The organism is Streptomyces sp. NPDC007095, assembly GCF_040634475.1.
Taxonomy (GTDB): Bacteria; Actinomycetota; Actinomycetes; order Streptomycetales; family Streptomycetaceae; genus Streptomyces.
In genome coordinates this window covers 19,288-43,259 of sequence record NZ_JBEYFS010000088.1, presented here as the reverse complement: position 1 = coordinate 43,259, position 23,972 = coordinate 19,288, and the positions used below count along the sequence as shown (strand labels likewise).

General features: G+C 71.1%; 22 protein-coding genes and 4 pseudogenes. 4 read left to right on the top strand and 22 right to left on the bottom strand.

Features of this window, described 5'->3' with window-relative positions:
• Window positions 1-85: 85 nt before the first annotated feature.
• Window positions 86-778 carry an alpha/beta fold hydrolase gene (locus ABZ656_RS27890; RefSeq protein WP_360271185.1) on the bottom strand — a complete coding sequence of 231 codons (693 nt, stop codon included), beginning with the start codon at window positions 776-778 and terminating at the stop codon, window positions 86-88.
• A gap of 62 nt (window positions 779-840) precedes the next feature.
• Window positions 841-1,179, bottom strand: coding sequence for a hypothetical protein (locus tag ABZ656_RS27885; protein WP_360271188.1), 339 nt, complete (start codon window positions 1,177-1,179; stop codon window positions 841-843).
• A gap of 12 nt (window positions 1,180-1,191) precedes the next feature.
• On the opposite strand from ABZ656_RS27885, the pseudogene ABZ656_RS27880 reads away from it, so the two are divergent.
• Window positions 1,192-1,652: pseudogene (locus ABZ656_RS27880) on the top strand (SDR family oxidoreductase); the annotation flags it as partial.
• A gap of 35 nt (window positions 1,653-1,687) precedes the next feature.
• Here the strand turns inward: ABZ656_RS27880 and ABZ656_RS27875 are convergent.
• From ABZ656_RS27875 to ABZ656_RS27845, 7 genes and pseudogenes are all read right to left on the bottom strand, one after another.
• The gene (locus ABZ656_RS27875; protein WP_360271183.1) at window positions 1,688-2,947 is read right to left on the bottom strand and encodes an RNA polymerase sigma factor; all 1,260 of its coding nucleotides are present in this window, start codon (window positions 2,945-2,947) and stop codon (window positions 1,688-1,690) included.
• On the bottom strand, window positions 2,944-3,285 hold the full coding sequence (locus ABZ656_RS27870) for a YciI family protein (protein WP_168506197.1): 342 nt from the start codon (window positions 3,283-3,285) through the stop codon (window positions 2,944-2,946). Before ABZ656_RS27870 ends, ABZ656_RS27875 begins: the two co-directional genes overlap by 4 nt.
• Window positions 3,282-4,019 carry a nuclear transport factor 2 family protein gene (locus ABZ656_RS27865; RefSeq protein WP_101407444.1) on the bottom strand — a complete coding sequence of 246 codons (738 nt, stop codon included), beginning with the start codon at window positions 4,017-4,019 and terminating at the stop codon, window positions 3,282-3,284. Before ABZ656_RS27865 ends, ABZ656_RS27870 begins: the two co-directional genes overlap by 4 nt.
• Window positions 4,020-4,141: 122 nt before the next feature.
• On the bottom strand, window positions 4,142-4,399 hold the full coding sequence (locus ABZ656_RS27860; RefSeq protein WP_360271181.1) for a hypothetical protein: 258 nt from the start codon (window positions 4,397-4,399) through the stop codon (window positions 4,142-4,144).
• A 40-nt stretch (window positions 4,400-4,439) separates the two neighbouring features.
• Window positions 4,440-4,778, bottom strand: a pseudogene (locus ABZ656_RS27855) (VOC family protein); the annotation flags it as partial.
• A gap of 97 nt (window positions 4,779-4,875) precedes the next feature.
• Window positions 4,876-5,720, bottom strand: a pseudogene (locus tag ABZ656_RS27850) (SDR family NAD(P)-dependent oxidoreductase).
• Window positions 5,721-5,798: 78 nt separating this feature from the next.
• Entirely contained in the window at window positions 5,799-7,058 is a 1,260-nt protein-coding gene (locus ABZ656_RS27845) for a cytochrome P450 (protein WP_101407446.1), read from the bottom strand.
• A 159-nt stretch (window positions 7,059-7,217) separates the two neighbouring features.
• Between ABZ656_RS27845 and ABZ656_RS27840 the strand changes: the two genes are divergently transcribed.
• The 3 genes and pseudogenes from ABZ656_RS27840 to ABZ656_RS27830 form a co-directional block, all read left to right on the top strand.
• Window positions 7,218-8,048, top strand: coding sequence for a class I SAM-dependent methyltransferase (locus ABZ656_RS27840; RefSeq protein ID WP_360271179.1), 831 nt, complete (start codon window positions 7,218-7,220; stop codon window positions 8,046-8,048).
• A gap of 285 nt (window positions 8,049-8,333) precedes the next feature.
• Entirely contained in the window at window positions 8,334-9,476 is a 1,143-nt protein-coding gene (gene rho / locus ABZ656_RS27835) for a transcription termination factor Rho (protein ID WP_360271177.1), read from the top strand.
• A 124-nt stretch (window positions 9,477-9,600) separates the two neighbouring features.
• Window positions 9,601-10,482: pseudogene (locus tag ABZ656_RS27830) on the top strand (serine hydrolase); the annotation flags it as partial.
• Between the two features lie 11 nt (window positions 10,483-10,493).
• Here the strand turns inward: ABZ656_RS27830 and ABZ656_RS27825 are convergent.
• The 13 genes from ABZ656_RS27825 to ABZ656_RS27765 form a co-directional block, all read right to left on the bottom strand.
• Complete coding sequence (locus ABZ656_RS27825; protein ID WP_360271175.1) at window positions 10,494-11,879, bottom strand: glycosyltransferase 87 family protein; 1,386 nt, start codon at window positions 11,877-11,879, stop codon at window positions 10,494-10,496.
• Window positions 11,876-13,288 carry a polyprenol phosphomannose-dependent alpha 1,6 mannosyltransferase MptB gene (gene mptB, locus ABZ656_RS27820; protein ID WP_101407450.1) on the bottom strand — a complete coding sequence of 471 codons (1,413 nt, stop codon included), beginning with the start codon at window positions 13,286-13,288 and terminating at the stop codon, window positions 11,876-11,878. Before mptB ends, ABZ656_RS27825 begins: the two co-directional genes overlap by 4 nt.
• 214 nt (window positions 13,289-13,502) lie before the next feature.
• Window positions 13,503-14,450 carry a glutaminase gene (locus tag ABZ656_RS27815; RefSeq protein ID WP_101407451.1) on the bottom strand — a complete coding sequence of 316 codons (948 nt, stop codon included), beginning with the start codon at window positions 14,448-14,450 and terminating at the stop codon, window positions 13,503-13,505.
• Between the two features lie 33 nt (window positions 14,451-14,483).
• A complete protein-coding gene (gene aspA / locus ABZ656_RS27810) occupies window positions 14,484-15,902 on the bottom strand; it encodes an aspartate ammonia-lyase (RefSeq protein ID WP_101407452.1) in 1,419 nt (472 codons plus the stop codon).
• 257 nt (window positions 15,903-16,159) lie between these two features.
• Entirely contained in the window at window positions 16,160-17,167 is a 1,008-nt protein-coding gene (locus ABZ656_RS27805) for an asparaginase (RefSeq protein ID WP_101408432.1), read from the bottom strand.
• 8 nt (window positions 17,168-17,175) lie between these two features.
• Window positions 17,176-18,624, bottom strand: a complete 1,449-nt coding sequence (locus tag ABZ656_RS27800) for an amino acid permease (protein ID WP_101407453.1) — start codon at window positions 18,622-18,624, stop codon at window positions 17,176-17,178.
• Window positions 18,621-19,298, bottom strand: coding sequence for a FadR/GntR family transcriptional regulator (locus ABZ656_RS27795; protein ID WP_101407454.1), 678 nt, complete (start codon window positions 19,296-19,298; stop codon window positions 18,621-18,623). Before ABZ656_RS27795 ends, ABZ656_RS27800 begins: the two co-directional genes overlap by 4 nt.
• Before the next feature lie 170 nt (window positions 19,299-19,468).
• On the bottom strand, window positions 19,469-20,305 hold the full coding sequence (locus ABZ656_RS27790) for an undecaprenyl-diphosphate phosphatase (protein ID WP_101407455.1): 837 nt from the start codon (window positions 20,303-20,305) through the stop codon (window positions 19,469-19,471).
• Window positions 20,306-20,398: 93 nt separating this feature from the next.
• Entirely contained in the window at window positions 20,399-20,773 is a 375-nt protein-coding gene (gene crcB / locus ABZ656_RS27785; RefSeq protein WP_101407456.1) for a fluoride efflux transporter CrcB, read from the bottom strand.
• A gap of 2 nt (window positions 20,774-20,775) precedes the next feature.
• Complete coding sequence (locus ABZ656_RS27780; RefSeq protein WP_101407457.1) at window positions 20,776-21,150, bottom strand: DUF190 domain-containing protein; 375 nt, start codon at window positions 21,148-21,150, stop codon at window positions 20,776-20,778.
• Complete coding sequence (gene crcB, locus ABZ656_RS27775) at window positions 21,147-21,623, bottom strand: fluoride efflux transporter CrcB (protein WP_360271171.1); 477 nt, start codon at window positions 21,621-21,623, stop codon at window positions 21,147-21,149. The genes ABZ656_RS27780 and crcB (ABZ656_RS27775) overlap by 4 nt, the downstream gene beginning before the upstream one ends.
• Before the next feature lie 256 nt (window positions 21,624-21,879).
• Window positions 21,880-22,134 (bottom strand): ArsR family transcriptional regulator, encoded by a 255-nt coding sequence (locus ABZ656_RS27770; RefSeq protein WP_101407459.1) that lies wholly within the window; start codon window positions 22,132-22,134, stop codon window positions 21,880-21,882.
• Between the two features lie 166 nt (window positions 22,135-22,300).
• Complete coding sequence (locus tag ABZ656_RS27765) at window positions 22,301-23,863, bottom strand: glycosyl hydrolase 53 family protein (protein ID WP_360271168.1); 1,563 nt, start codon at window positions 23,861-23,863, stop codon at window positions 22,301-22,303.
• Window positions 23,864-23,972: the final 109 nt, after the last annotated feature.

Genomic DNA, 23,972 nt, shown 5'->3' with positions numbered 1-23,972 from the left:
GGCCTGTGCCCGGCACGCCGAGAGCACGCACCTGACGCCGCAGGGCCCGCCCTCCGGGCGGACGACGGGAATTTGACGACAGGACCTAGGGCCTGCCCTCGTCCAGGAACGCGCACACCGCCTCCGTGAACGCCTCAGGCGCCGCGCTGTGGATGAGGTGTCCGACGGGGATCGTGACCACGCGCCCGCCGGGGACGCGGCGGACGAGCTCGGCGATGCCGCCCTGGGGCACATGGCTGCCCGGTCCGCCGGCCAGCACCAGTGTGTCGGCGGTGATCCTGCTCAGTCCCTCGAGCCACGCCGGGTCGGGCGTGTCGATCTGCCTTCTGATGGCCAACACCATGTCCCAGTCGAAGGTGAGCTCTCCGTCCGGCCTGGTCGGAGTGGCCTTTTCGCGAGGCCGCGGAACCGGCACGTCCTCCAGGACGAGCCGGCTCACCCGCTCCGGTCGCTCCTGCGCGAGCAGGTGGGCCACGACCCCGCCCATGGAGTGTCCGATCAGGTCCACCGTGCCGAGTCCCAGCACGTCGAGGAACCGGAGCACATCGGCGCGCATGAGTTCGAGCGAGTACTCCCCCGGCCAGTCGCTCCGTCCGTGGCCGCGCAGATCGAGGGCGTACACCCGTCGCCCGCGGGCGAGGGCGGGCATCACCTCGGCCCAGTCGGTGCTGTCCTCGCCGAGCGCGTGCAACAGGACGAGCGGCGGAGCGGACTCCTCACCCCGCACCTGGCAGACGAGCCGGACCCCTCCCACATCAACCGTACGACGATCAACCATGCGGGAGAGGATATGCGTCGGTCATCGCCCGCCAGGCCTCGGCCTCGGACGCCCCCGGCTGCTCAGCCGACCGTGAGGACGATCGCGCCGGAGTAGTCGCCGCCTGCCTCGATGGCCGTCGGCGTGCCGTCGACCGTCATGGTCAGGGACTCGCCGCTCGCCGTCCGCACCGCCGCATCGCCGGCGACGGTCAGCATGGTCAGGTACGAGGTGCCGGTCACGGTCCAGGCCGAGCCGCTGTTCAGCTGGACGATCACGCCGTTGTTGACGGCGGGTTGGACGGTGTTGGTGACCTGGCCCAGCTCGTAGAAGTTCGAGGAGTCGATCGTGCTTACGCGGTGCTCGGCCCTCGTGGCCGAGATGACGCCCTGCACGGTCGAGTCCTCGAAGGTGAGGACCATGTTCTTGCCGTCGACTGGAACCGGGCGTTCGCGGTGAAGACCACCGGCCCGATGCTCGGCGTCCAGGCCCTCGCCCCGCTGACGCCCCCCGGGTCCTCGATCGTGAACATCGGCTCGGTGGCCGCTCTCACCGCCCATCACGCGGTCGCGTACACGGCGAGCAAGTGGGCGCTGCGGGGCCTGTCGAAGGTGGCCGCGCTGGAACTGGCGCCGCGCGGCATCCGTACGAACGTCATCCACCCCGGATACATCGAGACCCCCTGATGGCGACGGCCAACCCGGTCTTCACACGGGCGCACCTCTCGATGACTCCGCAGGGCCGCCCGGGCAGCTGCGAGGAGGTCGCTCCGCTGGTCGTGTACCTGCTCTCCGACGAGTCGTCCTACGTGAACGGTGCCGAGATCACCGTGGACGGCGGCTACTCGGCGCACGGCGGCGTGAAGGCGATCGCCAACGCGCTCGACTCGGTGTGACCGCCCGGTCCGGGGACGGTCGCCGCGGACGGGTCCTAGGCCGATCGGCACTCCGCGAGCCGCTTCTCCAGAAAGCGCCGCTCGGCCGCGTTCTCCACGAGCTCCAGCGCCCGGTCGTACGCCTCGGCCGCCTCCGCCGGGCGTCCCATCCGTCGCAGCAGGTCCGCGCGGGTGGCGGCCAGCAGGTGGTAGCCGTCCAGCTCGCCCTCCCGCTCCAGCTCCGCGACGAGCGCCAGCCCCGCTTCCGGGCCCTCGGACATTCCCACCGCCACCGCACGGTTGAGCCGTACCACGGCGGAGGGCACGGAACGCGCCAGTTCCCCGTACAGCGCGGCGATGTCGGCCCAGTCCGTGTCCTCGGCCGTCGCGGCGGTGGTGTGGCAGGCGGCGATGGCGGCCTGGATCTGGTAGGGCCCCGGGCGTCCGCGGCGCAGGGCGGTCTCCAGGAGGGCGGCGCCCTCGTCGACGGCGGCCCTGTCCCAGGCCGTACGGTCCTGGTCCTCCAGCGTCACCAGCTCGCCGGCCGTGTCCACCCGGGTGGCGCGCCGGGCGTCGTGCAGCAGCAGGAGGGCGAGCAGACCGAGGACCTCGGGTTCGTCGGGCATCAGGCGGGCCAGGACACGGGCGAGCCGGATGGCCTCCGCGCAGAGGTTCGTACGCACCAGATCGGCGCCGGACGTGGCGGCGTATCCCTCGTTGAAGAGCAGGTAGACCACGCCGAGGACGCCGGTGGTGCGTTCGGGCAGCAGATGCGCGGGCGGTACGCGGTAGGGGATGCCGGCGTTGCGGATCTTCCGTTTGGCGCGTACCAGGCGCTGCGCCATGGTTGCCTCGGGCACCAGGAAGGCGCGCGCGATCTCGGGGGTGGTGAGCCCGGCGAGGGTGCGCAGGGTCAGTGCCACCCGGGCCTCGATGGGGAGTGCCGGGTGGCAGCAGGCGAAGATCAGACGCAGACGGTCGTCGCGGACGCCGCTGTCGTCGCCGTCGTATTCCGGGTCGCAGGGCCCGTCGTCCCGCGCCAGCACGGCCACCTCCCGCAGTTTCTGGGCCCCCACCGCCTCGCGGCGCAGCACGTCCAGGGCCCGGTGGCGCGCGGTCGTGGTCAGCCAGGCGCCGGGGCGGCTCGGCACTCCGTCGCGCCGCCACCGGTCCAGGGCCTGCGCGAAGGCGTCCTGCGCGCACTCCTCGGCGAGGTCCCAGTCGCCGGTCACCCGGATCAGGGTGGCGACGACCTGGCCCCATTCCTCGCGGAAGGCGGCGGCGACCGCCGCCTCCACGTCACCGATGTCGCTCACTCCCAGACCGGCCGCACCTCGACCGAGCCGCCGCCCAGCGCCGCCGGATGCCGGGACGCGAGCGCGATGGCCTCGTCGAGGTCGGCGACCTCGATGAGGTCGAAGCCGGCCACGTACTCCTTGGACTCCACGAACGGCCCGTCGCTGAGCAGGACTTCGTCGCCCTGGACGCGGACGGTGGTGGCGTCGGTGGACGGCCGCAGCCGCGCGCCGCCCTTGACGATGTCGCGGCTTCGGACCTCGTCGATGTACGAGGTGAAGCGGGGGTCGTCGGCGATCTCGGCGGGGCTCAGCTCCTCGCCGCCGACGGGGGTGCAGATGAACAGGACGTACTTCATGACCGGACCTCCTCGATGCCCGCGTCGAACGGGACCGACGCGTGCTCGTGGGCGATCAGCCAACGGTCTCCCACGGCACGGTAGCCGGTCGTCACGCGCATTGTGCTGTCCAGCGGCTCGCCCGTGGTGAACGTGCCCCGGATCCGGACGAGCCCGTGGCTGAAGGCGACGCTCTCGTCGACGCGGAGACGGAAGGCGAGCACCTCGCGGCGCACGGGCCCGGTCACCGTGGAGTAGAACCACTCCTGGGCTTTGCGGAGGGCGTCGGTTCCGCTTTCCTCCAGGCCGCTCATCGGGTGGAACACCTCCGTGTCCGGCGTGTAGCAGGCCAGCCACCGGTCGACGTCCCGCTCACGGAAGGCCGCCGTCAGCTCGTCGTCGAGTCGGCGGATCTCCCCCTCGGCGTCCTCGTCCTCCCAGAACGCGCGCACCTCCATGGCCCCCACGGATGCCACGGGGTGCTCGGCGGCCGCCTCGACGGCCTCTTCCATACTGTCGCACTCGAGGATGTCGTATCCGGCGACGTACTCCTTCGTCTCCGCGAACGGCCCGTCGGTGCGCAGCACCTCGCCGCCGCGAACCCGTACGGTGACGGCGTCGGCGGGATCGCTGAGGCGGTGGCCGTGCAGCCGCACGCCCCGTTCGGCGCCGAGCTCCTCGACCCAGGGTTCGACGGGTGCCATGCCGGAGGCGTCGGCCGTGTCGTCGCCGCAGACCAGCAGCATGTACTTCATGGTTCCTCCCGGTGCTCATGAACTTCCTACACCCCACCGACGAACGGGACCGCGCCGAATCGACACCCCGGGCACACGAAGAGGCCGGGGCCCGGGTCCCGGCCCCTTCGTGAAGATCCGCGCTACGCGGTAGCCGTCCGCGCCGACGGCTCACCGCTGGCGCCGACCGCCGCTCGGGCGGTGTTCTTGCGCACCACCAGCAGCAGGGTGACCAGCGCACCGAGCAGGGAGGCGCAGCCGCAGATCACCACGCCGAGGGCCATGCCGTGGCCGAGCGCGGTCTGCGCGGCGGCCCTGGCGCTGTCGCTGCCCGCGTTGACGACGGCGAGCGGGCCCGCGGCGGCCTCCATGCCGGCGTCCGCGCCGTTGAGCTTGCCCACCAGGGGCGCAGGACGCGGCGCTCATCGCGATTTCGATGAGATTTCCCTCGGGGTCGGTGACCCATGCCATGCGAATACCGGATTCAGGGGAAGGACCCGGTTTCATGGCCTCGCCCGCTCCGTGCGCCACCAAGGCCGCGTAGACGGGGTCGAGTTCGGGGGTGGTGACCGCGAAGTGTCTGTATCCCTCGGTGAGGGCGGCGGTCAGCGGGTCCGGGGCCCGCAGCCCCGGCGCGGATCCGGGCCTGGCGAGGAGTTCGACGCGCCAGCCGTGCGGATGCTCCAGGACGACGGCGCTCAGACCGGGTCCTCCGAGGGTGAACCCGAAGACGGTCCTGAGCCCGAACGCCCCCTGGTACCAGATGGTTTGGGCGGGCAGATCGCGTACGCCCGAACGCCCCCTGGTACCAGATGGTTTGGGCGGGCAGATCGCGTACGTTGACGCCCACGTGGTCGAGTCGGACGCTCACCGGCGCTCAGCCCGCCATCGCGCTGTCGCCGCCGTCGACCATCAGGTTGGCGCCGTTGACGAACGCCGCCTCGTCGGAGCAGAGGAAGGCGGCGGCGCGCGCGATGTCCTCGGGCTCGCCCACCCGGCCCACCGGGATCCGCGCCTCCAGTTGCGCCTTCGGTCCGGCGGGGTCGTCGAGGAAGGGCGCGGTCGCGGCCGTGCGGGTCATGCCGGGGCGAGGGTGTTGACCCGGACGTGGTGCGGGGCGCCGGCCGCGCACAGGTGCTTGCTCATCGCCAGCGCCCCGCCCTTGGCGGCGCCGTGCGGGACCATCGGCATGAAGGGGGCGCCCCGGACTGCGGCCACCGAGGCGACGTTGAGGACGGCTCCGCCGCCGCGGGCGATCAGGTGCGGCCAGACCGCCTGCGTGCAGAAGTAGGGGATGTCGAGCTCGTTCTTGATGGTGAAGTGCCAGTCCTCGGCCGGCATGGTCGCGAACGGCCCGTTCCGCAGTGCGGAGGCGTTGTTGTGGAGGATGGCGATCCCGCCGAGGGCCTCAATGCCCGCGTCGATCCACTCGCGGGCGCCCTCCTCGGTGGAGAGGTCCACCGGGGCGAGGGACCGCATGACGCCGCCGGCCTTCTCGACGAGTTCCACCGTTTCCGCGGCGGCGTCGGCATCGAGGTCGCAGCCGAATACGTTGGCGCCTTCCGCGGCGAATACCTGGGCCGCGGCCCGCCCCGTTTCCGGCCCCCGTTCCGCTGATGAAAGCGATTTTTCCGGCCAGTCGACCCATGATTGCCATGCCCCTTGTCCACTAACGCCGGTGTGCGGTGCCGGCAGCGTAGGGACGGCCGTTGCCCAGAACAAGAAAAGGGCCGGCGCAGGGGCATCGCGGTGTCGTATGGCTGGTATGCGGCGCGATGTCGTACGGCGGTATGCGCGCGGTCAGCCGTGAGAGGTGCCGAGCCGCACCGGAAGTGCCCGCACGCTGTTGCCGACGAAACTGGAGTGCCGGGAGAGTTCCGCCTCCGTCACGGCGAGGTCGAGGTCGGGGAAGCGGGTGAACAGCCGCTCCAGGGCGATGGTCGCCTCCATGCGCGCCAGCGGGGCACCGAGGCAGTAGTGGGCGCCGTGGCCGAGGGAGAGGTGCCGGGCGGCGCCGGGCCTGCCGGGCCGGGTGACGTCGAAGCGGTCGGCGTCCGGACCGTGCACGGCCGGGTCGCGCCCCGCCGCCGAGTAACCGGCCAGCACGGGCGTCCCCTTGGGGATCACCGTGCCGTCGACCGTCAGGTCCCGCACCGGATAGCGGAAGGGGAAGTAGCTGACGGGCGCGTCCCAGCGCAGGGTCTCCTCGACCACATCCGCCCAGCCCACCCCGCCCTCGCCCTTCATGACCAGCTCCAGCTGGTCCCGATGGCCGCACAGCGCCCGCACCGCGTTGGTGAGGAGGTTGAGCGTGGTCTCGTGCCCCGCGATGATCATCAGTACCAGGGTGCCGATGAGCTCCTCCTGGCTGAGCCGGTCGCCCTCCTCGTCCCGGGCGGCGATCAGCGCGCTGGTGAGGTCGTCGCCTGGCCGCTCGCCCCGCGCGACGGCCACGGCGGCGAGCACGGCGACGAGTTCACGGTTGGCCGCCAGGGCCTTCTCGGGGCCGATGTCGGTGGCGACCACCTGGTTCGACAGGTGGTGCAGCCGGTCGCGGTGCTCCGCGTCCACTCCGAGCAGTTCCCCGATGACCCCCATGGGCAGCGGCATCGCGAAGTGCCGCCGCAGATCGGCGACTCCGCCGTCCCGCTCGGCCGCGGCCCGGAGGTCGTCGAGCAGTCCCGCCGTCAACTCCTCGATCCGGGGCCGCAGTTCCTCGACCCGGCGCGCGGTGAACGCCTTGCTCACCAGCGACCGCAGCCGACGGTGGTCCTCACCGTCCGCCGTCGTCATCCCGCGTACGGTCGCGAAGGTCGCGAGCGGCCACCCCGGCGCTATCCGCCCCTCCCGCAACTCGGTGAAGTGCTCGGCGCCCTTGGCGACTTCGGGATGCGCGAGGAACTCCTTCAAGGCCTCGTGCCCGAGCACCGCCATCCCCTCCACCTCGCCGGGCAGCACCACCGCCGTGACGGCGCCGCGCTCGAGCAGCCGCGCGTTGTCGGCGTGCGGGCAGCCGCCGGCCGGGTCCATGCGGTGCGGCGTGCCGGGAGAGGTGTCCACCGGAGGTCTCCTTGCGGGGGTGGGGAGTCGGGCGCAGGCGCCGCGAGCCGTTACGACGAAGGATTCTGCCCGCTCGACCGCGTGACCGACAGCGATGGCGTACGCGCCGGTCCGCGGTTCTTGCCCCGGATCCACCTCCGCCCACGGTTGGATGGTTCCATGACCGACGAGCACGAGCGGATGATGCGGGCCAACCAGGCCAACTGGGACGCGCGGACCCCCGTCCATCTCGCCAGCCGGTTCTACGGGCTGGGCGAGAAGCCCGACCCGGCGCGCTGGTTCGCCGCCTTCGAGTGGGAGGACCTCGGAGACCTGGCCGGCCTCGACGTGCTCCATCTCCAGTGCCATCTCGGCACCGAGACGATCGCCTTCGCCGAGCGGGGCGCGCGCACCGTCGGCCTGGACATCTCCGAGGCGTCCGTGACGGCCGCGGCCGACATCGCGGCACGGGCGGGCGCCGACGTGACGTACGTACGAGCCAATGTGTACGACGCCGTCGAGGCCCTGGACGGGCGGCGGTTCGACGTGATCTACACCGGCAAGGGCGCCCTGTGCTATCTGCCCGACCTGGACGGCTGGGCCGCTGTCGTCGCTCGACTGCTGCGCCCGGGAGGGCGGTTGTACATCGCCGAGTTCCATCCGCTGCTCAACGCGCTGGGCCCCAAGCCCGCCGAGGGCGAGGGCACCGAACTGCTGCTGCGCCACGACTACCTGGGCGGCCGGGGCGCCGTGCACAGGAACGCGACCCACACGTACACCGACGGACCGGCCGTCGAGGGCGCGACCGACAGTTACGAGTGGATGCACGGAATGGACGAGGTCGTCAACGCGTTGACGGGAGCGGGACTGGGTATTCGCCGCCTCCGGGAGAGCGCGGAGCTTCCCTGGCCGCGCTGGCCGCAGATGGTCCGTACACCGTCCGGCTGGTGGCGCCTGCCGGAGGACGAGCCGCGCATTCCGCTGCTGTACGGCCTCCTGGCGAGCCGCTGAGAGACGGATCACAACCACTGCGCCACAAGCCGTGGTAGTCTGCGGTGAGCACTTGTGTACGCCCCGTCTCGGGCGCCGGTGCCGAGTCTCTTTCTTTCGCTGAAACGCCCGTAGCTTTTCGGACCGGGCGACCAGCTTCTTCGCATCACCTTCCGAGCACGGTCACCCGTAGCTCCTTCAGGTGATCTTCCCCGCCGCACGGAGGCGTGAGCACGCCGTCTCCCCCGGCACATCCCCTCCCTTCCTCATGGCCTCATGAATCCGTCCTCGAAAGGACCCTCTCTCATGACCACCACACTCGAACACCCTCCCGTACAGAAGCAGCTCCCGGCCCACGCCACCGGTGTCCTCGACATCGCGCACAACGGGCAGGGGTACCTGCGCGCCGCCGAGAGCTGCCTGCCCACGCCGACCGACGTCCAGGTCTCCGCCGCGCTGATCCGCCGTCACGGCCTGCGCAAGGGCGACACCGTCGAAGGCGTACGCGGCGGACCCCGCGCACTCGCCGAGGTCGAGCGGATCAACGGCCGCACCCCCGAAGAGCTACGCCGCCGCCCGCACTTCCGCGACCTCACCCCGCTGCACCCACGCGACCGGCTCCGCCTGGAGCACCCGGCGAGCGGCATGGCCGGGCGCGTCGTCGACCTGGCCTCCCCCGTCGGAAAGGGTCAGCGCGGTCTGATCGTCGCTCCGCCAAAGACCGGCAAGACGGTACTGCTCCAGCAGCTCGCCGCCGCCGTCGCGGGCAACCACCCCGAATGCCATCTGATCGTGCTGCTCCTCGACGAGCGGCCCGAAGAGGTCACCGACATGCGGCGCTCCGTCCGCGGCGAGGTCTACGCCTCGACCTTCGACAAGACGCCGAAGCAGCACATCGCCCTCGCCGAGCTCGTCGTCGAGCGCGCCAAGCGGCTCGTCGAACAGGGCGAGGACGTCGTCATCCTGATGGACTCGCTCACCCGGCTGTGCCGCGCGCACAACAACGCGGCCGCCTCCGGTGGCCGCACCCTCAGCGGCGGCGTCGACGCCGCCGCGGTGCACGGCCCCAAGCGGTTCTTCGGCGCCGCGCGCCTCGCCGAGGAGGGCGGCTCGCTCACCATCCTCGCCACCGCCCTGGTCGAGACCGGCTCCCGCGCCGACGACTACTTCTTCGAGGAGCTCAAGAGCACCGGCAACATGGAGCTCCGCCTCGACCGGACCCTCGCCTCACGGCGTGTGTTCCCGGCCGTGGACATCACCCCGTCCGGCACCCGCCGCGAGGAACTGCTGCTGCCCGGGGCCGAGTTGACAGCCGTCCGTGGCCTGCGACGCGCCCTGCAGACCCGGGACGCCCAGGCCGCGCTGGAAACCCTCCTGGAGCGGCTGCGCGCCACGCCGGACAACGCGACCTTCCTGCGTCAGGTCCAGCCGACCCTGCCCACCGCCTGATCCGACCCCGAATCCACCGCGCGGGACCTCCCGGACCTCTCCCGCGTGTGGCATCCGGGTACTGCATCCCCTCGCTCGGGCCTGGCACCATGGCGCAACGCGACTCCGTTCCTACGTTTGCGGTATGACAATCGGATTCCCATCCCGCATGGTCGTCTCGCTGACCGCCTTCTCCTGCTCCGCCCTCTGTGTGGCCGGAGCACTGGCCCTCGCGCCGAGTCCGGCTCTCGCCCGCCTCGGTACGGGCCTGCCGAGACCCATGGCCTCCCAGACGCCCTACCTCCAGCGGGCCGGGACACAGGTACGCACACGGTCCGACGCTCCCGCGCTGCCGGACATCTCGGCGCTGTCGTGGGTGGTGGCCGACTCAGGTAGCGGCGAGGTGCTCGCCGCGCACGACGCGCACCTCAAGCTGCCGCCCGCCAGCACCCTCAAGACCCTCTTCGCGCTCACCGTGCTCCCGTCGCTGCCCGCCGGCACCCAGCACACCGTCAGGGAGGAGGAACTGGAGGGCATCGGCGACGGCAGCAGCCTGGTGGGCGTGGCCGCGGGCCACACCTACCGCGTGTCCGACCTGTGGCGCGGGGTCTTCCTCAACTCCGGCAACGACGCCGTGCACGTACTGGCCGCGATGAACGGCGGCTGGCACCGGACGGCGGCCCGGATGCAGGCCAAGGCCCGCTCGCTGGGCGCCCTCGACACCCATGTCGAGTCACCCGACGGCTACGACACCCCCGGCCAGGTCTCGTCGGCGTACGACCTCGCTGTCTTCGGACGGGCCGGCCTGCGCAACCCGGAGTTCGCGCGCTACTGCTCCACCGCCGAGGCCACCTTCCCCGGCGACGGATACCCGTACGAGATCCAGAACACCAACCGGCTGCTGACCGGCGCCGACGGGGTGGCGCCCTATCCGGGCCTCATCGGCGTCAAGAACGGCTACACCACCAACGCGGGCAACACGCTCGTCGCCGCCGCGCACCGGGGCGGTCGCACCCTCGTCGTCACGGTGATGAACCCTCAGGCGGGAGGCGGCACCACGGTGTACGAGGAGGCCCGCTCGCTGCTCGACTGGGGCTTCGCGGCCGCCGGACACGTCGAACCCGTCGGATCGCTCCCCGACACCCGGTCCGTCCCGGCGGCGGGCGCCTCGCCCGTACAGGCGAGGACCGGGTCCGCGGACGGCCCCGACGGCGGCTGGCCGGAGACGGCCGGGATCCTGGGCGCCGCGGGTCTGGGCGCGGGCGGCGTGGCCCACGCCCTGCGTCTCAAGGGCGTGCGGGCCACCCGCGACTGACCGGCCGGCAGCCACAGCAGCAGCCCCAGCGTGATCCACGTGTACGTGTTGCTGCCGAGGAATCCGTCGAGGCCGGAGGAGTCGTCGAACCAGAGCCACACCACGCTGCTGCACAGCACCGCGTACAGGGCCGCCGCGACCCGAGCACGGTGCCGGTGCAGCAGTACGGCGAAGGACGGCAGCAGCCAGACGAGGTGGTGCACCCAGGTGATCGGGCTGAGGAGACAGGCGGCGAGACCGGTGAGGGCGAACGCGGCCGTCCAGTCCTCGTCGGCCAGCGCCCACGAGGTCCGCCACGCCCACACGCACAGGATCAGCAGGGCGGCCGCCGCCCACACGGCCCGACTCGGTTCGCCCGGTGCGGCGAGCCGGGCCAGAACGCCCTGCAACGACTGGTTGGAGACATAGGCGAGACGTCCGATGCGGTTGGTGTCCCACAGCGCCTCGGACCAGTAGAAACGCGAGGCGTCCGGCGCAGCCCAGGACGCAAGACCGGTGGCCGCCGCGGCGACGGCCGTCGCGACCCCGGCGGCGCGCCAGCGGCGGCCGAGCAGCAGCAGGCCGATGAAGAGCGCGGGGGTGAGCTTGATCGCGGCGGCCAGCCCGATGCCGACGCCCGCCCGGCGTCCCCGGCCGGTGGACAGCAGCCAGGCGTCGCTCAGGACGAGGGCCAGCAGCAGGAGGTTGACCTGCCCGAAGCTGAAGGTGTCGCGGACCGGTTCGAGCAGGGCCAGCAGACAGGCCGCGAGGGCGCAGCCGTACCAGCCGTAGCGGCGCAGCGCGGGCCCGACCAGGATCCACACCACGACCGCCAGCGCCGCGAGATTGAGCACCACGGAGACGGCGATCGCCGTGCGCAGCCCGATCAGCGCCATCGGCAGCATGGTCAGGGCCGCGAACGGCGGATAGGTGAATCCGTACGTGGTTCCCGGCACCCAGTAGTCGTAGATCCGGCCGCCGTGGTGGACCCAGGCGTCGACGGTGCCGTAGTACACGCGCAGATCGAACCAGTCGCGCAGCAGCGGCACGGTCGCGGTGAACACGCCCACCGCGACGACGAGTGAGAGCAGGCCGAGCAGCCGTCGGCCGTCGGTGTCCAGATGTCTCATGCCGTCCGCCCCAGCACCGGCGGTCGCGCCGGCTCCTCGGCCCGGGCGGTCTGATGGGCCTGCCAGAGCACGACGAGGGCGAGCGCACCGCCGGAGACGGCCAGCACCACCTGATCGACGTCCGGCGGGCCACCGCTCGGCAGTACGGCGAGCGCGAGTACCGCACTGGCCGCCGCGACCCGGTGGCGCACCGAGCCGTTGGGCGCCGCGGCGGCGATGAGGAACAGGCCCCACAGCGCGTACCAGGGCCGGATCGCGGGGCCGAACACGGCGACCGCGCCCAGGCTCAGGCCCAGCGCGTAGATGGGGCCCGGCCGCAGACGCAGCCATATGAACAGGACGACCAGGACGGTCACCACCAGCCCGGTCGCGTGCCAGACGGGCATCGCCAGCGGGGCGAGGCCGCTGCCGAGATCCTTCAGCAACGCGCCGGTGGCGCCGCCGAGCACGCTGGTGGGCGACCAGTTGTGCGGGGAGACGGGGGTCTTCAGGGCCGCGATCCAGCCGTACCCCGTGCCCGCCACGGCGGTCACCACGGCCGTGGTGGCGAGCGCGACCCCGGTCGTGGTCAAGGCCGTGCGCAGTACTCCGCGACGCCCGCGCAGCGCCACCACCGCCAGCAGGCCGAGCACGGCCGGCGCCTTGACCAGTGCGGCGAGGGTGATGAGGACGACGCCCAGGAGGTGCCATCTGCCGCGCGCGGCGACCAGGCCGACGCCGAGCAGCCCCAGCATGATGGCGTCGTTGTGCGCACCGGCCACCAGGTGCAGCAGCACGAGCGGGTTGAGCGCGCCGAGCCACAGCGCGGCGGCCGGATCGGCACCGCTGTGCCGGGCGAGGCGGGGCAGCGCCGCCGCCATCAGGCCGACGCCGAGCAGCGCGACCAGCCGCATGCCGAGGAGCCCCGCCGGTATCTCGCCGCGGGTGAGGCCGGACAGCGCGGAGGCGACGGCGAGGAAGACAGGACCGTACGGTGTCGCGGTCTGCTGCCACACCGGTGCCACCTCGTCGGCGAGCGGTCCGCCGAGCTGCGCGGGCCCGTTGGAGTACACGTCGATGTGCGCGTCGACCATGGCGCCCTGCGCGAGGTAGCTGTACACGTCCCTGCTGAACAGCGGCGGCGCGAGCAGCAGCGGCGCCGCCCACGCGGCGAGCACCAGCAGCAGTGCGCGCGGCGTCGGCGGCTGCGGACCGCGTACGACCTTGCCGAGCAGTACCCATGCGGCGATCAGCAGGACGACGCCGAAGTAGACCCCGACCACGCCGAGTACGGCACGCGCGGAGCCGGGGTCGAGGAAGTCCCGCGTGGGCAGGGCGCCGGCCGTCTCACCGCCGAGCGCGAGGAAGGCGGTACCGGTCAGGCCCAGGGCCTGACAGCGGTGGAGATCGAGGGGAGCCTTGGCCAACACTTGGCAAGCGTGTCAAGGGTGGGTGGCCGGATGGCGACGTCGTGCCTTCCCGGCGGGGTCCGTAGCGTTACCTCCGTGTGGTGGGTCGCCGGGTGCGGGTGCGTTGTGGCTGATCGCGCCCACGCGGCGGAGCCGCATATCGTCACAGCCCCGCGCCCCTGACGGGGCGCCCCCGTACCGCCCCTGGCAAAGCACCGCAGACGACGTGGCCCTCCTAGAACACCGAAACCCCTGTCAGCGTGGTGAAGCGGTCCAGGGCCGCCACGCCCGCCACCGAGTTGCCCCGCTCGTCCAGACCTGGGCTCCACACGCACAGGGTGCAGCGGCCGGGGACCACCGCGATGATGCCGCCGCCGACGCCACTCTTGCCGGGGAGGCCGACGCGGTAGGCGAAGTCGCCCGCCGCGTCGTACGTGCCGCACGTCAGCATGACCGCGTTGACCTGCTTGGCCTGGCTCTGGGTGAGCAGTCGGGAACCGTCGGCGCGGATGCCGTGCCGGGCCAGGAAACTCGTGGCGAGGGCGAGGTCGGCGCAGGACGCCTCGATCGAGCACTGGCGGAAGTACTGGTCGAGCAGGGCCGGCACCGGGTTGTCGATGTTGCCGTACGAGGCCATGAAGTGGGCGAGGGCCGCGTTGCGGTCGCCGTGGGTGGCCTCGGAGGCGGCCACCTCCTTGTCGAAGGTGAGGTCGGCGTTGCCGCTCTCCGCACGCAGGAAGGCCAGCAGGGTGCCGGCCGCGTCGCCGGTACGGGTCTGGAGCCGGTCGGTCACGACCAGGGCGCCCGCGTTGATGAAGGGATTGCGCGGGATGCCGTTCTCGTACTCCAGCTGCACCAGCGAGTTGAAGGGGTTGCCGGAGGGCTCGCGGCCGACGTGCTCCCACAGTTCGTCGCCCTCACGGGCCAGGTCGAGGGCGAGCGTGAAGACCTTGGTGATGGACTGCGTGGAGAACGGCTGTCGCCAGTCCCCCACGCCGTACACCGTGCCGTCGAGCTCGGCCACGGCCATGCCGAAGCGCCGGGGGTCGCAGGCGGCCAGCGCCGGAATGTAGTCGGCGGGCCGCCCGCGGCCGGGTGTCTGCCCGATCTCGGTGGCGATGCGCTCCAGGACCGGCTGGAAGGTCGGGGAGGACGGATACGACGAAGCAGCCATGATCACCATTGTGCCGCCGGGCCGGTCCGGGTGCGCACCGGGTCACACCGCCTGCGGGGTGCCGCTGCCCGCGATCACCTCGGGCCGCAGCAGCGCCGCCAGCCGCTCGGCGGGCAACAGGCCCTTCTCCAGGACGAGTTCGGCGACGCCGCGGCCGGTGGCGAGGGCCTCCTTGGCGATGTCCGTGGCCGCCGTGTACCCGATGTGCGGGTTCAGGGCGGTCACCAGGCCGATGGAGTTCTCGACCGCGGCGCGCAGCACCTCCGTGTTGGCGGTGATCCCAATGACGCAGCGCTCGGCGAGGGTCAGGCAGGCGGTGCGCAGGTGGGTGATGCTCTCGGACAGGGAGTGCAGGATGATCGGCTCGAAGGCGTTGAGCTGGAGCTGCCCCGCTTCCGCGGCCATCGTGATGGTGACGTCGTTGCCGATCACCTCGAAGGCGACCTGGTTGACGACCTCGGGGATCACCGGGTTGACCTTGCCGGGCATGATGCTCGAACCCGCCTGCACCGGCGGCAGGTTGATCTCGTTGAGGCCCGCCCGCGGCCCGGAGGACAGCAGCCGCAGGTCGTTGCAGCTCTTCGAGAGCTTCACGGCGATCCGCTTGAGTACGCCGGACATCTGGACGAAGGCGCCGCAGTCCTGGGTGGCCTCGACCAGGTTGGCCGCGGTGACCAGGGGCAGCCCGGTGATCGCGGAGAGGTGGCGGCGGGCGGATTCGGCGTATCCGGCGGGCGCGTTGAGGCCGGTGCCGATGGCCGTGGCGCCGAGGTTGATCTCGTGGATCAACTCGACGGCCTCGGCGAGCCTGCTGCGGTCCTCGTCGAGCATCACCGCATAAGCCGAGAACTCCTGCCCGAGGGTCATCGGCACCGCGTCCTGAAGCTGGGTACGCCCCATCTTCAGCACGTCACGGAACTCGAATGCCTTGGCGGCGAACGCGTCCTGGAGCACGGTCATCGCCTTGAGCAGCTCGCGCACCGCGAAGACGGTGGCGACCTTGACGGCGGTGGGGTAGACGTCGTTGGTCGACTGGCCGAGGTTGACGTCCTCGTTGGGGTGCAGGTACTGGTATTCGCCCTTGGCACGGCCGAGGAGCTCCAACGCCCGGTTGGCGACGACCTCGTTGGCGTTCATGTTCGTCGAGGTGCCGGCGCCGCCCTGGATGACGTCGACCACGAACTGGTCGTGCAGCTTGCCGGCGCGGATCTCCCGGCAGGCCGCGACGATGGCCATGGCCTTCTCCGGTTCGAGCAGGCCGAGTTCCTCGTTGGCACGGGCGGCGGCCTCCTTGACTGCGGCCAGGGCCTCGATCAGATGCGGGTAGGCGGAGATCGACGTTCCCGTGATGGGGAAGTTCTCGGTGGCGCGCAGGGAGTGGATGCCCCAGTACGCCTCGGCCGGGACGTCACGGTCCCCGAGCAGATCGTGTTCACTGCGGTGCGCTGCGGCGACGGTCATGACTGAACGGTCCTCTTTCGGAGGGGTGAGGGTGGATTGGGTGAGACGTAGAGGCGGGCCGGTCGGGGGTGAGCCACTGATCCGGCTCTGAGGCGCACGGACGCAAGGGGCGCGGGGAACTGCGCGACCAGCCGCAACCGCCCCGCACCCGCTGCAAGAGGCCGGTCCCCACGAATCCGAGGGGCGCGAGGAACTGCGCGACCAGCAACGACAGACCCGCACCCGGCGACGCACACCCACGACTGGTCGCAGGCCGCTCAGCCCGTGAGCGGATCAAGCACCCGGGCGGGGCGAAGCCCGCCCACAACGGCGCCGCCCCCGAGCAGCGGCACGGATCCGAACTCCGCGAGCAACGCCGGGGCAACCCCCGCGCGCGCCAGCGCCGCCGCGGCCACCGGCCCCCGCGCCCGGTCCGCACCGTCGGCGATCTTCACGGCGACGGCCCGGCCGTCCGGCAGCGCGGCCATCTGGACGCCTTCGAAGCCGTCCTTCGTGAGCAGCCCCGGCACGGCCCGCATCAGCGCCGCGACATCGCGGCCGGAGCCGGACGCCATCTCGGCGTGCTCACGCATCGCGTCGGCGACCCGCGCCTCCGGGGTGCCGGCCGGTGCGGTGGTGATCCGGGCGGCGGCGCGGGCGAGCCCGTGCAGCGAGACGGAGAAGAGGGGCGCGCCGCAACCGTCGACGGTGACCTGGGCGATCGCCTGCCCGGTGAGATCCTCGACGATCTCCGCGACGGCCTGCTGGAGGGGGTGGCCCGGGTCGAGGTAGTCGTCGAGGGACCAGCCGTTGAGCCGGGCGGTCATCAGCATGGCGGCGTGCTTGCCGGAGCAGTTCTGCGCGAGCCGGGACGGCAGCCGCCCCTCGCGGATCCAGGCGTCCCGCACGACCGGGTCGTACGGCAGGTCGGGCACGTTGCGCAGGTCGTCCTCGGTGACGCCGGCCAGTTCCAGGATCCGCCGGGTCCCGGCGAGGTGCCGTTCCTCGCCGGAGTGACTGGCCGCGGCCAGCGAGAGCAGCTCGCCGTCCAGCGGCAGTCCCGCCCGCAGCATCGCCACCGCCTGGACGGGCTTGAGCGCCGAGCGCGGGTGGAACGCGGCCTCGATGTCCCCGATCTGGAGATCGACGCCGCCGTCGGCGGCCAGCACGACCACCGAGCCGTAGTGGACGCCTTCGACGACTCCGCCGCGGACGAGCTGGGCGACGGGAGCGTGCAGGGGTTCGCGGATCACCGGGGCGGCGGCGATCGAAGCGGCGTACGTCATGCTCGTGCTCACGCGTCCACTCCGTCACGGATGCCGGAGACCCGGCGGCGCACCCCGTACCACCCGGCGACGAGCGCCACGGCGATCAGCGGCAGACACAGCACGGTGGTGCGCCCCGCTCCCCCGTCGGCGTACATCAGGACGAGGACGGAGACGAGGAAGCCGATCGTCACGATCTCGGTCCACGGGGAGCCGGGCAGGCGGTAGCTCGGCCTGGTCAGCTCGCCGCGCTGGGTCTTCCGCCAGAACAGCACATGGCAGAGCATGATCATGCCCCAGGTGGCGAGGATGCCGATGGCGGCGAAGTTCAGGACGATCTCGAAGGCGTCGGCGGGAACCACGAAGTTGAGGCCGACACCGAGGACGCAGATCCCGCTGGTGAGCAGGATGCCGCCGTACGGGACCTGGCTGCGGCTCATCACGCCGGTGAACCTGGGCGCGGAACCCGACATCGCCATGGAGCGCAGGATGCGGCCGGTGGAGTAGAGGCCGGAGTTGAGGGACGACATGGCCGCGGTGAGCACGACCAGGTTCATCACGCCGCCCGCCGCCGGGATGCCGATGTTCGACAGGACGGTCACGAAGGGGCTCTGGCCCGCGCTGTACTTGTTCCAGGGCAGCAGCATCGAGAGCAGGACGACCGATCCGACGTAGAACAGACCGACGCGCCACATGATCGAGTTGATCGCCTTCGGCATGATCTTCTCGGGGTTCTCCGTCTCGCCCGCCGCGACACCGACCAGCTCGACGGAGGCGTAGGCGAAGACGACGCCCTGGATGATCAGCAGCATCGGCAGCAGGCCGTTGGGGAAGATTCCGCCGTTGTCGGTGATCAGGGACGGGCCGGGGGTGGTGCCGTCGACCGGGTGCTGGGTGACCAGCAGGAAGATGCCGATGAGCATGAAGACGACGAGCGCGCTCACCTTGATGATCGCGAACCAGAACTCCAGTTCGCCGAACATGCGTACGGATATCAGGTTCACCGTGAGGACGACGGCGAGCGCGATGAGCGCGATCACCCACTGCGGGATGTCGGAGAACATGCCCCAGTAGTGGGTGTAGACGGCCACGGCGGTGATGTCGGCGATCCCGGTGGTGGCCCAGTTCAGGAAGTACATCCAGCCGGCGACGTACGCGCCCTTCTCCCCCAGGAACTCCCGGGCGTACGACACGAAGGCGCCGGAGGACGGCCGGTACAGGACGAGTTCGCCGAGCGCGCGCACGACGAGGAAGGCGAAGACGCCGCACACCGCGTACGCGACGAAGAGGGAGGGGCCGGCGTCGGCGAGCCGGCCGCCCGCGCCGAGGAAGAGTCCGGTGCCGATGGCACCGCCGATGGCGATCATGTTGACATGCCGGGACTTCAGCGACTTGCTGTAACCCGCGTCTCCGGCGTCGACGTGCGCGGCCGGTTCGCCGGCCGATGTGGCCTCGTCTTTGAGGGACTGCTCGCTCACGCCTCGGGTCCGCCTTCCGTGGGGATGTCCGTACGCGCGGGGCGCACGATGTCGGTGAGGGTGGTCTCCACGCGGTCGAGGTGATGGGACATCGCCTCCACCGCGTCGTGTTCACTGCCGTCGATCAGCGCTTCGACGATCGCCCGGTGCTCGCGGTTGGACTGTTCGCGCCGCCCGCCGAGCTCGTTGAGGAAGGCGGACTGGCGGGCCAGCGCGTCCCGGATCTCTTCGATCACCCTGCGGAAGACCGGGTTCTGCGAGGCCTCGGCGACCGCGATGTGGAAGATCGTGTCCATCGCGACCCACGCCGTGGTGTCGGTCTCCCGCTCCATCCGGTCCAGCAGATGGGCCAGGTGGTCGAGGTTCTCAGGGGTGCGGCGCACCGCCGCGTAACCGGCGACCGGGATCTCGACGTGGCGGCGCACCTCGAGCAGGTCACTCGCCGCGTAGTCGCCGAAAGTGGGGTCCTCGACCGTGTTGGCGACCACGAAGGTGCCCTTGCCCGTACGGGACACGGTCAGGCCCATCACCTGCAGGGCCCGCAGCGCCTCCCGGAGCACCGGCCGGCTGACCTCCAGGCGGCGGCACAGCTCGGCTTCGGAGGGGAGTTTGTCACCGATGGCGTATTCGCCGCGCTCGATGGCGCCGCGAAGGTGGGTGAGCACCGCTTCCATGGCGCTGACGCGCCGCGGTACCGATCCACCTGTCTGGCTGTCTGACAGGTTCACGGGGGTGATCCTGCGGGTGACAAGAGGGGGCTGTCAAGGGGAGTGAAAAGAAACATTCAGGGGGTGGGAAGCCTGTAAACCGGCTTCGCACCCCCTGTGAGCTGCCGTTTCCGCGATCAGCCGGCGAGGGTCCCGCTCGCCAGCAGCCCGAACAGTGCCAGACCGATCACGATCCGGTAGATCACGAAGGCATTGAAGGAGTGCTTGGCGACGAACTTCAGCAGCCAGGCGATCGACCCGTAGGCGACGACGAAGGAGACGATCGTGCCGACGGCGAGCGGCGCGGCGCCCACCCCCGTACCCAGGGCGTCCTTCAGCTCGTACAGACCGGCGCCGGTGAGGGCGGGGATGCCGAGGAAGAAGGAGAGCCGGGTGGCGGCGACCCGGTCCAGGTCCAGGATCAGCGCGGTGGACATCGTGGCGCCGGAGCGCGAGAAGCCCGGGAAGAGCAGCGCGAGGATCTGCGAACAACCGACCAGCATCGCGTCCTTGAAGGACGTGTCGTCCTCACCGCGCTTGTGCCGGCCCATCTGGTCCGCCGCCCACATCACACCACTGCCGACGATCAGCGAGCCCGCGACCACCCACAGGGAGGCGAGCGGTCCGTCGATGAGCGGCTTGGCGGCGAGGCCCACGATCACGATCGGGATGGTGGCGTAGATGACCCACCAGGCGAACTTGTAGTCGTGGTGCTGCCGCTCCTCGCGGTCGCGCAGCCCCCGGCCCCACGCGGAGACGATCCGCACGATGTCCTTGAAGAAGTACACCAGTACGGCGGCGATCGCGCCGACCTGGATGACCGCTGAGAACCCGACGACGGCCTTGTCGTCGACCGGGATGTTCATCAGCCCCTCGGTGATCTTGAGGTGGCCGGTGGAGGAGACGGGGAGGAACTCGGTCACTCCCTCGACGACTCCGAGGACGACGGCCTGACCGACGTTGATGACGCTCATGGGATCCAGTTCTAGGTCTGAGGGGCTGGTGGTGAGGAGGATTGGTCGACAGTGCTGTAGACAGTCTTACTATGCGCGGGTGACGTCCGGTGCCTACGCCCACAACGCCTGGGCGAACGAGACACCCGCGAACGCCGCGCCGAGCCCGGCCGTCACGCTCACGAGCACGCTGGCCGCAGCGTAGAACCCCGCGCCGGTCTCGGTCAGCCGTAGTGTCTCGTACGAGAACGTCGAGTACGTGGTCAGCGCCCCGCACAGGCCGGTCCCGAGGAACAGCTGAAGATGGGATCCCGCGGCCCCCGCGGCGACCGCGCCGGTCAGCAGACCGAGGATCAGACAGCCGACGACGTTGACCGCGAAGGTGCCCCAGGGGAAGACGGTGTCATGTCTGGTCTGCACCGCACGGTCGGTCAGATAGCGCAGCGGTGCGCCGACCATTCCGCCGACGATCACCAGCAGCCAGTTCACAACTATCTCTTACCTTTCTTGCCCGTTTTGCCGGATTCGGCGTCTCGGCCTGCGTATCTGATGACCTCGCAGTCGTCGAGGATCACCAGCCCCTCCCCGACGAGTTCGTCGAGCTGGGGCAGGAAGGCACGGACGCGGTCCTCGGTGTCCACGATGACGATCGCCACCGGCAGGTCTTCGCTCAGTGACAACAGCCGTGAGGTGTGGATCAGGGAGGAGGCGCCGAAGCCCTCGATACCGCGGAAGACGCTCGCGCCTGCCAGGCCCGCCGCGTGGGCGCGGTGCACGATCTCCGTGTAGAGCGGCTTGTGGTGCCAGATGTCGTTCTCGCCGATGAAGATCGTCACCCGTAGTGCGCTGCCCGTCAGCCGTGTCATCGCCGCCTCCGTACCAGGGCGCGGCGGGTCGCGGTCACCGCGAGCCACACCGCCGTGAGCGCCGCGCACAGAGTCGCGACGAGATAGGCGAGGCCGGTTCCGGGGTGGCCCGAGTCGACCAGTTTCTGGATGTCCACGGCGTACGTCGAAAAGGTGGTGAACCCGCCCAGCACACCGGTGCCGAAGAAGGGCCGCACGAGTCGGTGGGCCGCCCACACGTCCGTGATGACGACCATGAAGACGCCGATCACCGCGCAGCCGATGACGTTGACCCAGAACGTGGTCCAGGGGAACCCGCCCGTCTCCACCGGCCACAGCCGCGCGGCCCCGTACCGGGCGGTGGCGCCGATGGCTCCGCCGAGCGAGACCATCGCCACGACCGGGGCCTGGCCGTGCCAGGGGGACGTGGGGCGCGGGGCCGGCCGTGCGGCGGCACCCGGCTCGCCGACGCGCTCGGGATGCGGGACTGTCATGACGTACTTCTCCTACTCGCCTGGCCCGGGCCCCCGGGCACACCTCATCGCAAGTAGGGACCGTTGGCGGCATCAGCGCCGCGGTTCGGGTACGGCGGGCCCCACCGCCGCGCCGCGACACATGATCGCGGCCGCTGAACAGGGTAACGCCGACCCCATCGTCCTCGCACACTCGACCGGGGAGCGCGGCGGCCCCGCTGCCCCTCCCCCGCTTCCCCTCCCCGACCTACCAGCCCTTCTCGAACAGGGTGCGGACCTAGGCGATGCGGTACTCGTCGCGGCGGCAGAGCGTGCGCCGCCCGACCCTTCTCGCGCGCAGCAGCCCGACCCCGACGAGGAGGTCGAGGTGGGTGCGGGCGACGGCGTGGCTCACGCCGAGCTTGGTGGCGAGGGTGGCCGCGTCGACGCCGTCGACGAGACAGCCGTGGCGCTCGGGCGGGAAGTGCGCGGCGGGGTCCCGCAGCCACTCCAGGATGTCCAGGCGTCGCCCGCCGACGGGAACCCTCAGCATCTCGTCCCCCTGCTCTTCGTGATGGTGGCGCTGTGTCACCGCTGTCCCGCAGCCCGGGGCGGCACGCACGGGACTTCCGGGTCTTCGCACGGCCCGGAAGTCCCTGGACAGCACAAGGGCCCAGCCGCCTCGGCAGCCGGGTCCTCATGTCATCGGCGGTGGCTGATCAGCGGTGGCCGAACTGCGACATGGCGGGCAGCGCCTTGTCGTCGAAGCCGAACAGCGCCTGGTTCTCCCAGCCGTTGCCGGACGCGGCATCGGTCGGGTCCCAGCCGTTGCCCGTGACGGCGGTCCAGGTGGCCTCCCAGTAGAAGACACCGAGGCCGCGGCCGTTCGGGACGGCCTCCACGACGTTCATCACGTCCCGCAGCCACGCGGACTGTCCGGCGGTGGTGGCCGGGTAGCCGGAGACCAGCTCACCGGTCGTGTCGATCTGGTTGACGAGCGAGTCGTCGCTGTCGAGACGGAAGGGGTAGGCCGTCTCGGCCAGGAACACCGGCTTGCCGTAGCGCGCGGCCGCGTCGTCCAGGGTCGTCTGGAAGTCGGAGAGCGGGCCGTGCCAGTAGCCGTAGTAGGACAGGCCGATGGCGTCGAACTTCACGCCGTTGGAGACCGCGTTGTCGAACCACCAGCGGGTGCCGGCCAGGTCGCCGCCCTTGGCGAGGTGCAGCGCGACGGTCGTCGACGAGCTGACGGCCTTGACGGCGTCGTAGCCGGAGTTGAGGAGCCCGGCGAGCTGCGACCAGTTGTCGGTGGAGCCCTCGGACCACAGCATGCCGCCGTTGATCTCGTTGCCGACCTGGACCATGTCGGCGGTGGTGCCCTGCGCCTTCAGCGCGTTGAGGACGTCGTACGTGTGGTTGTAGACGTCCGTCTTCAGCTGGCTGTAGGAGTGGCCCGCCCAGGCGGCCGGCTTGGTCTGGGCGCCGGGGTCGGCCCAGGTGTCCGAGTAGTGGAAGTCGACCAGGAGCTTCATGCCCTGCGCCTTGATGCGCTTGGCCATCGCCAGGACGCGCGTCTTGTTGTTGTAGCCGTCGGCGGGGTTCACCCAGACCTTCAGGCGCGCGTAGTTCATACCGGAGGACTTGAGGATGGCGAGCGCGTCACCGGTGGTGCCGGAGCTGGTCTTGTAGACGCCGCCGAGCGCCTCGCTCTTGGCGAGGGAGGAGATGTCGGAGCCCTTGACCGACAGCCCGGTGGCGCTGCCGGAGGCGAACGTCAGATCGTCGACGTTGATCCAGTTGCCCGCGTTGGCATCGGAGTTGATGCTGATCGTGCACTGGTTGCCGGTCACCGCGACGGGGACGACGAGGTGTATCCATCCGCTGCTGGAGACCGGCAGGTCGGTGCGCTGCTCGGTGCCGCCGCAGTTCTTCAGCGCGAGATAGGCGGAGTTCTGGCCGCCGCCCGAGCGCACCCAGGCGGTGAGCCGGTAGTTCCCGTTGGTCAGTCCGGAGAGGTACTGGTACGTCTCCACCTTGTAGGCGGCGGAGGAGTACTGCGTGAGGCGGTAACCACCGCCGTGGCCCCCGGCCTCCACGTAGGAGGCGCCGGTGTCGCCGTACTCCGACCAGCCGGCGGGCGTGGCCGTGCCGGCGCCGTCGGCCTCGAATCCGGCGTTGGTGAGGGTGCTCGCCGCCTGTGCCGTCTGCGCGGGCAGGGCGGTGAGGGCCAGCCCGGCCGCGAGCGGCAGCAACAGGGCCCTGAGGGTGCGTCTGGGATGGAACATCTTCGTCCGTCGTCCCTTCGACGTGATGGGAATGGGGGTGCCCCCGGAGTGGCTCTGGGGGGGCGCCCCCTCCGCCCGCGGCTCTCGTGGCACTCACGGGCGGAGGGGA

Excerpts from the sequence above, each read along its gene's own strand:
- ABZ656_RS27890 (WP_360271185.1), bottom strand. The coding sequence starts at position 778 with ATGGTTGATCGTCGTACGGTTGATGTGGGAGGGGTCCGGCTCGTCTGC.
- ABZ656_RS27885 (WP_360271188.1), bottom strand. The coding sequence starts at position 1,179 with ATGGTCCTCACCTTCGAGGACTCGACCGTGCAGGGCGTCATCTCGGCC.
- ABZ656_RS27870 (WP_168506197.1), bottom strand. The coding sequence starts at position 3,285 with ATGAAGTACGTCCTGTTCATCTGCACCCCCGTCGGCGGCGAGGAGCTG.
- ABZ656_RS27865 (WP_101407444.1), bottom strand. The coding sequence starts at position 4,019 with ATGAAGTACATGCTGCTGGTCTGCGGCGACGACACGGCCGACGCCTCC.
- ABZ656_RS27840 (WP_360271179.1), top strand. The coding sequence starts at position 7,218 with ATGACCGACGAGCACGAGCGGATGATGCGGGCCAACCAGGCCAACTGG.
- rho (WP_360271177.1), top strand. The coding sequence starts at position 8,334 with ATGACCACCACACTCGAACACCCTCCCGTACAGAAGCAGCTCCCGGCC.
- ABZ656_RS27825 (WP_360271175.1), bottom strand. The coding sequence starts at position 11,879 with ATGAGACATCTGGACACCGACGGCCGACGGCTGCTCGGCCTGCTCTCA.
- ABZ656_RS27815 (WP_101407451.1), bottom strand. The coding sequence starts at position 14,450 with ATGGTGATCATGGCTGCTTCGTCGTATCCGTCCTCCCCGACCTTCCAG.
- aspA (WP_101407452.1), bottom strand. The coding sequence starts at position 15,902 with ATGACCGTCGCCGCAGCGCACCGCAGTGAACACGATCTGCTCGGGGAC.
- ABZ656_RS27805 (WP_101408432.1), bottom strand. The coding sequence starts at position 17,167 with ATGACGTACGCCGCTTCGATCGCCGCCGCCCCGGTGATCCGCGAACCC.
- ABZ656_RS27795 (WP_101407454.1), bottom strand. The coding sequence starts at position 19,298 with ATGGAAGCGGTGCTCACCCACCTTCGCGGCGCCATCGAGCGCGGCGAA.
- ABZ656_RS27790 (WP_101407455.1), bottom strand. The coding sequence starts at position 20,305 with ATGAGCGTCATCAACGTCGGTCAGGCCGTCGTCCTCGGAGTCGTCGAG.
- ABZ656_RS27780 (WP_101407457.1), bottom strand. The coding sequence starts at position 21,150 with ATGACACGGCTGACGGGCAGCGCACTACGGGTGACGATCTTCATCGGC.
- crcB (WP_360271171.1), bottom strand. The coding sequence starts at position 21,623 with ATGACAGTCCCGCATCCCGAGCGCGTCGGCGAGCCGGGTGCCGCCGCA.
- ABZ656_RS27770 (WP_101407459.1), bottom strand. The coding sequence starts at position 22,134 with ATGCTGAGGGTTCCCGTCGGCGGGCGACGCCTGGACATCCTGGAGTGG.
- ABZ656_RS27765 (WP_360271168.1), bottom strand. The coding sequence starts at position 23,863 with ATGTTCCATCCCAGACGCACCCTCAGGGCCCTGTTGCTGCCGCTCGCG.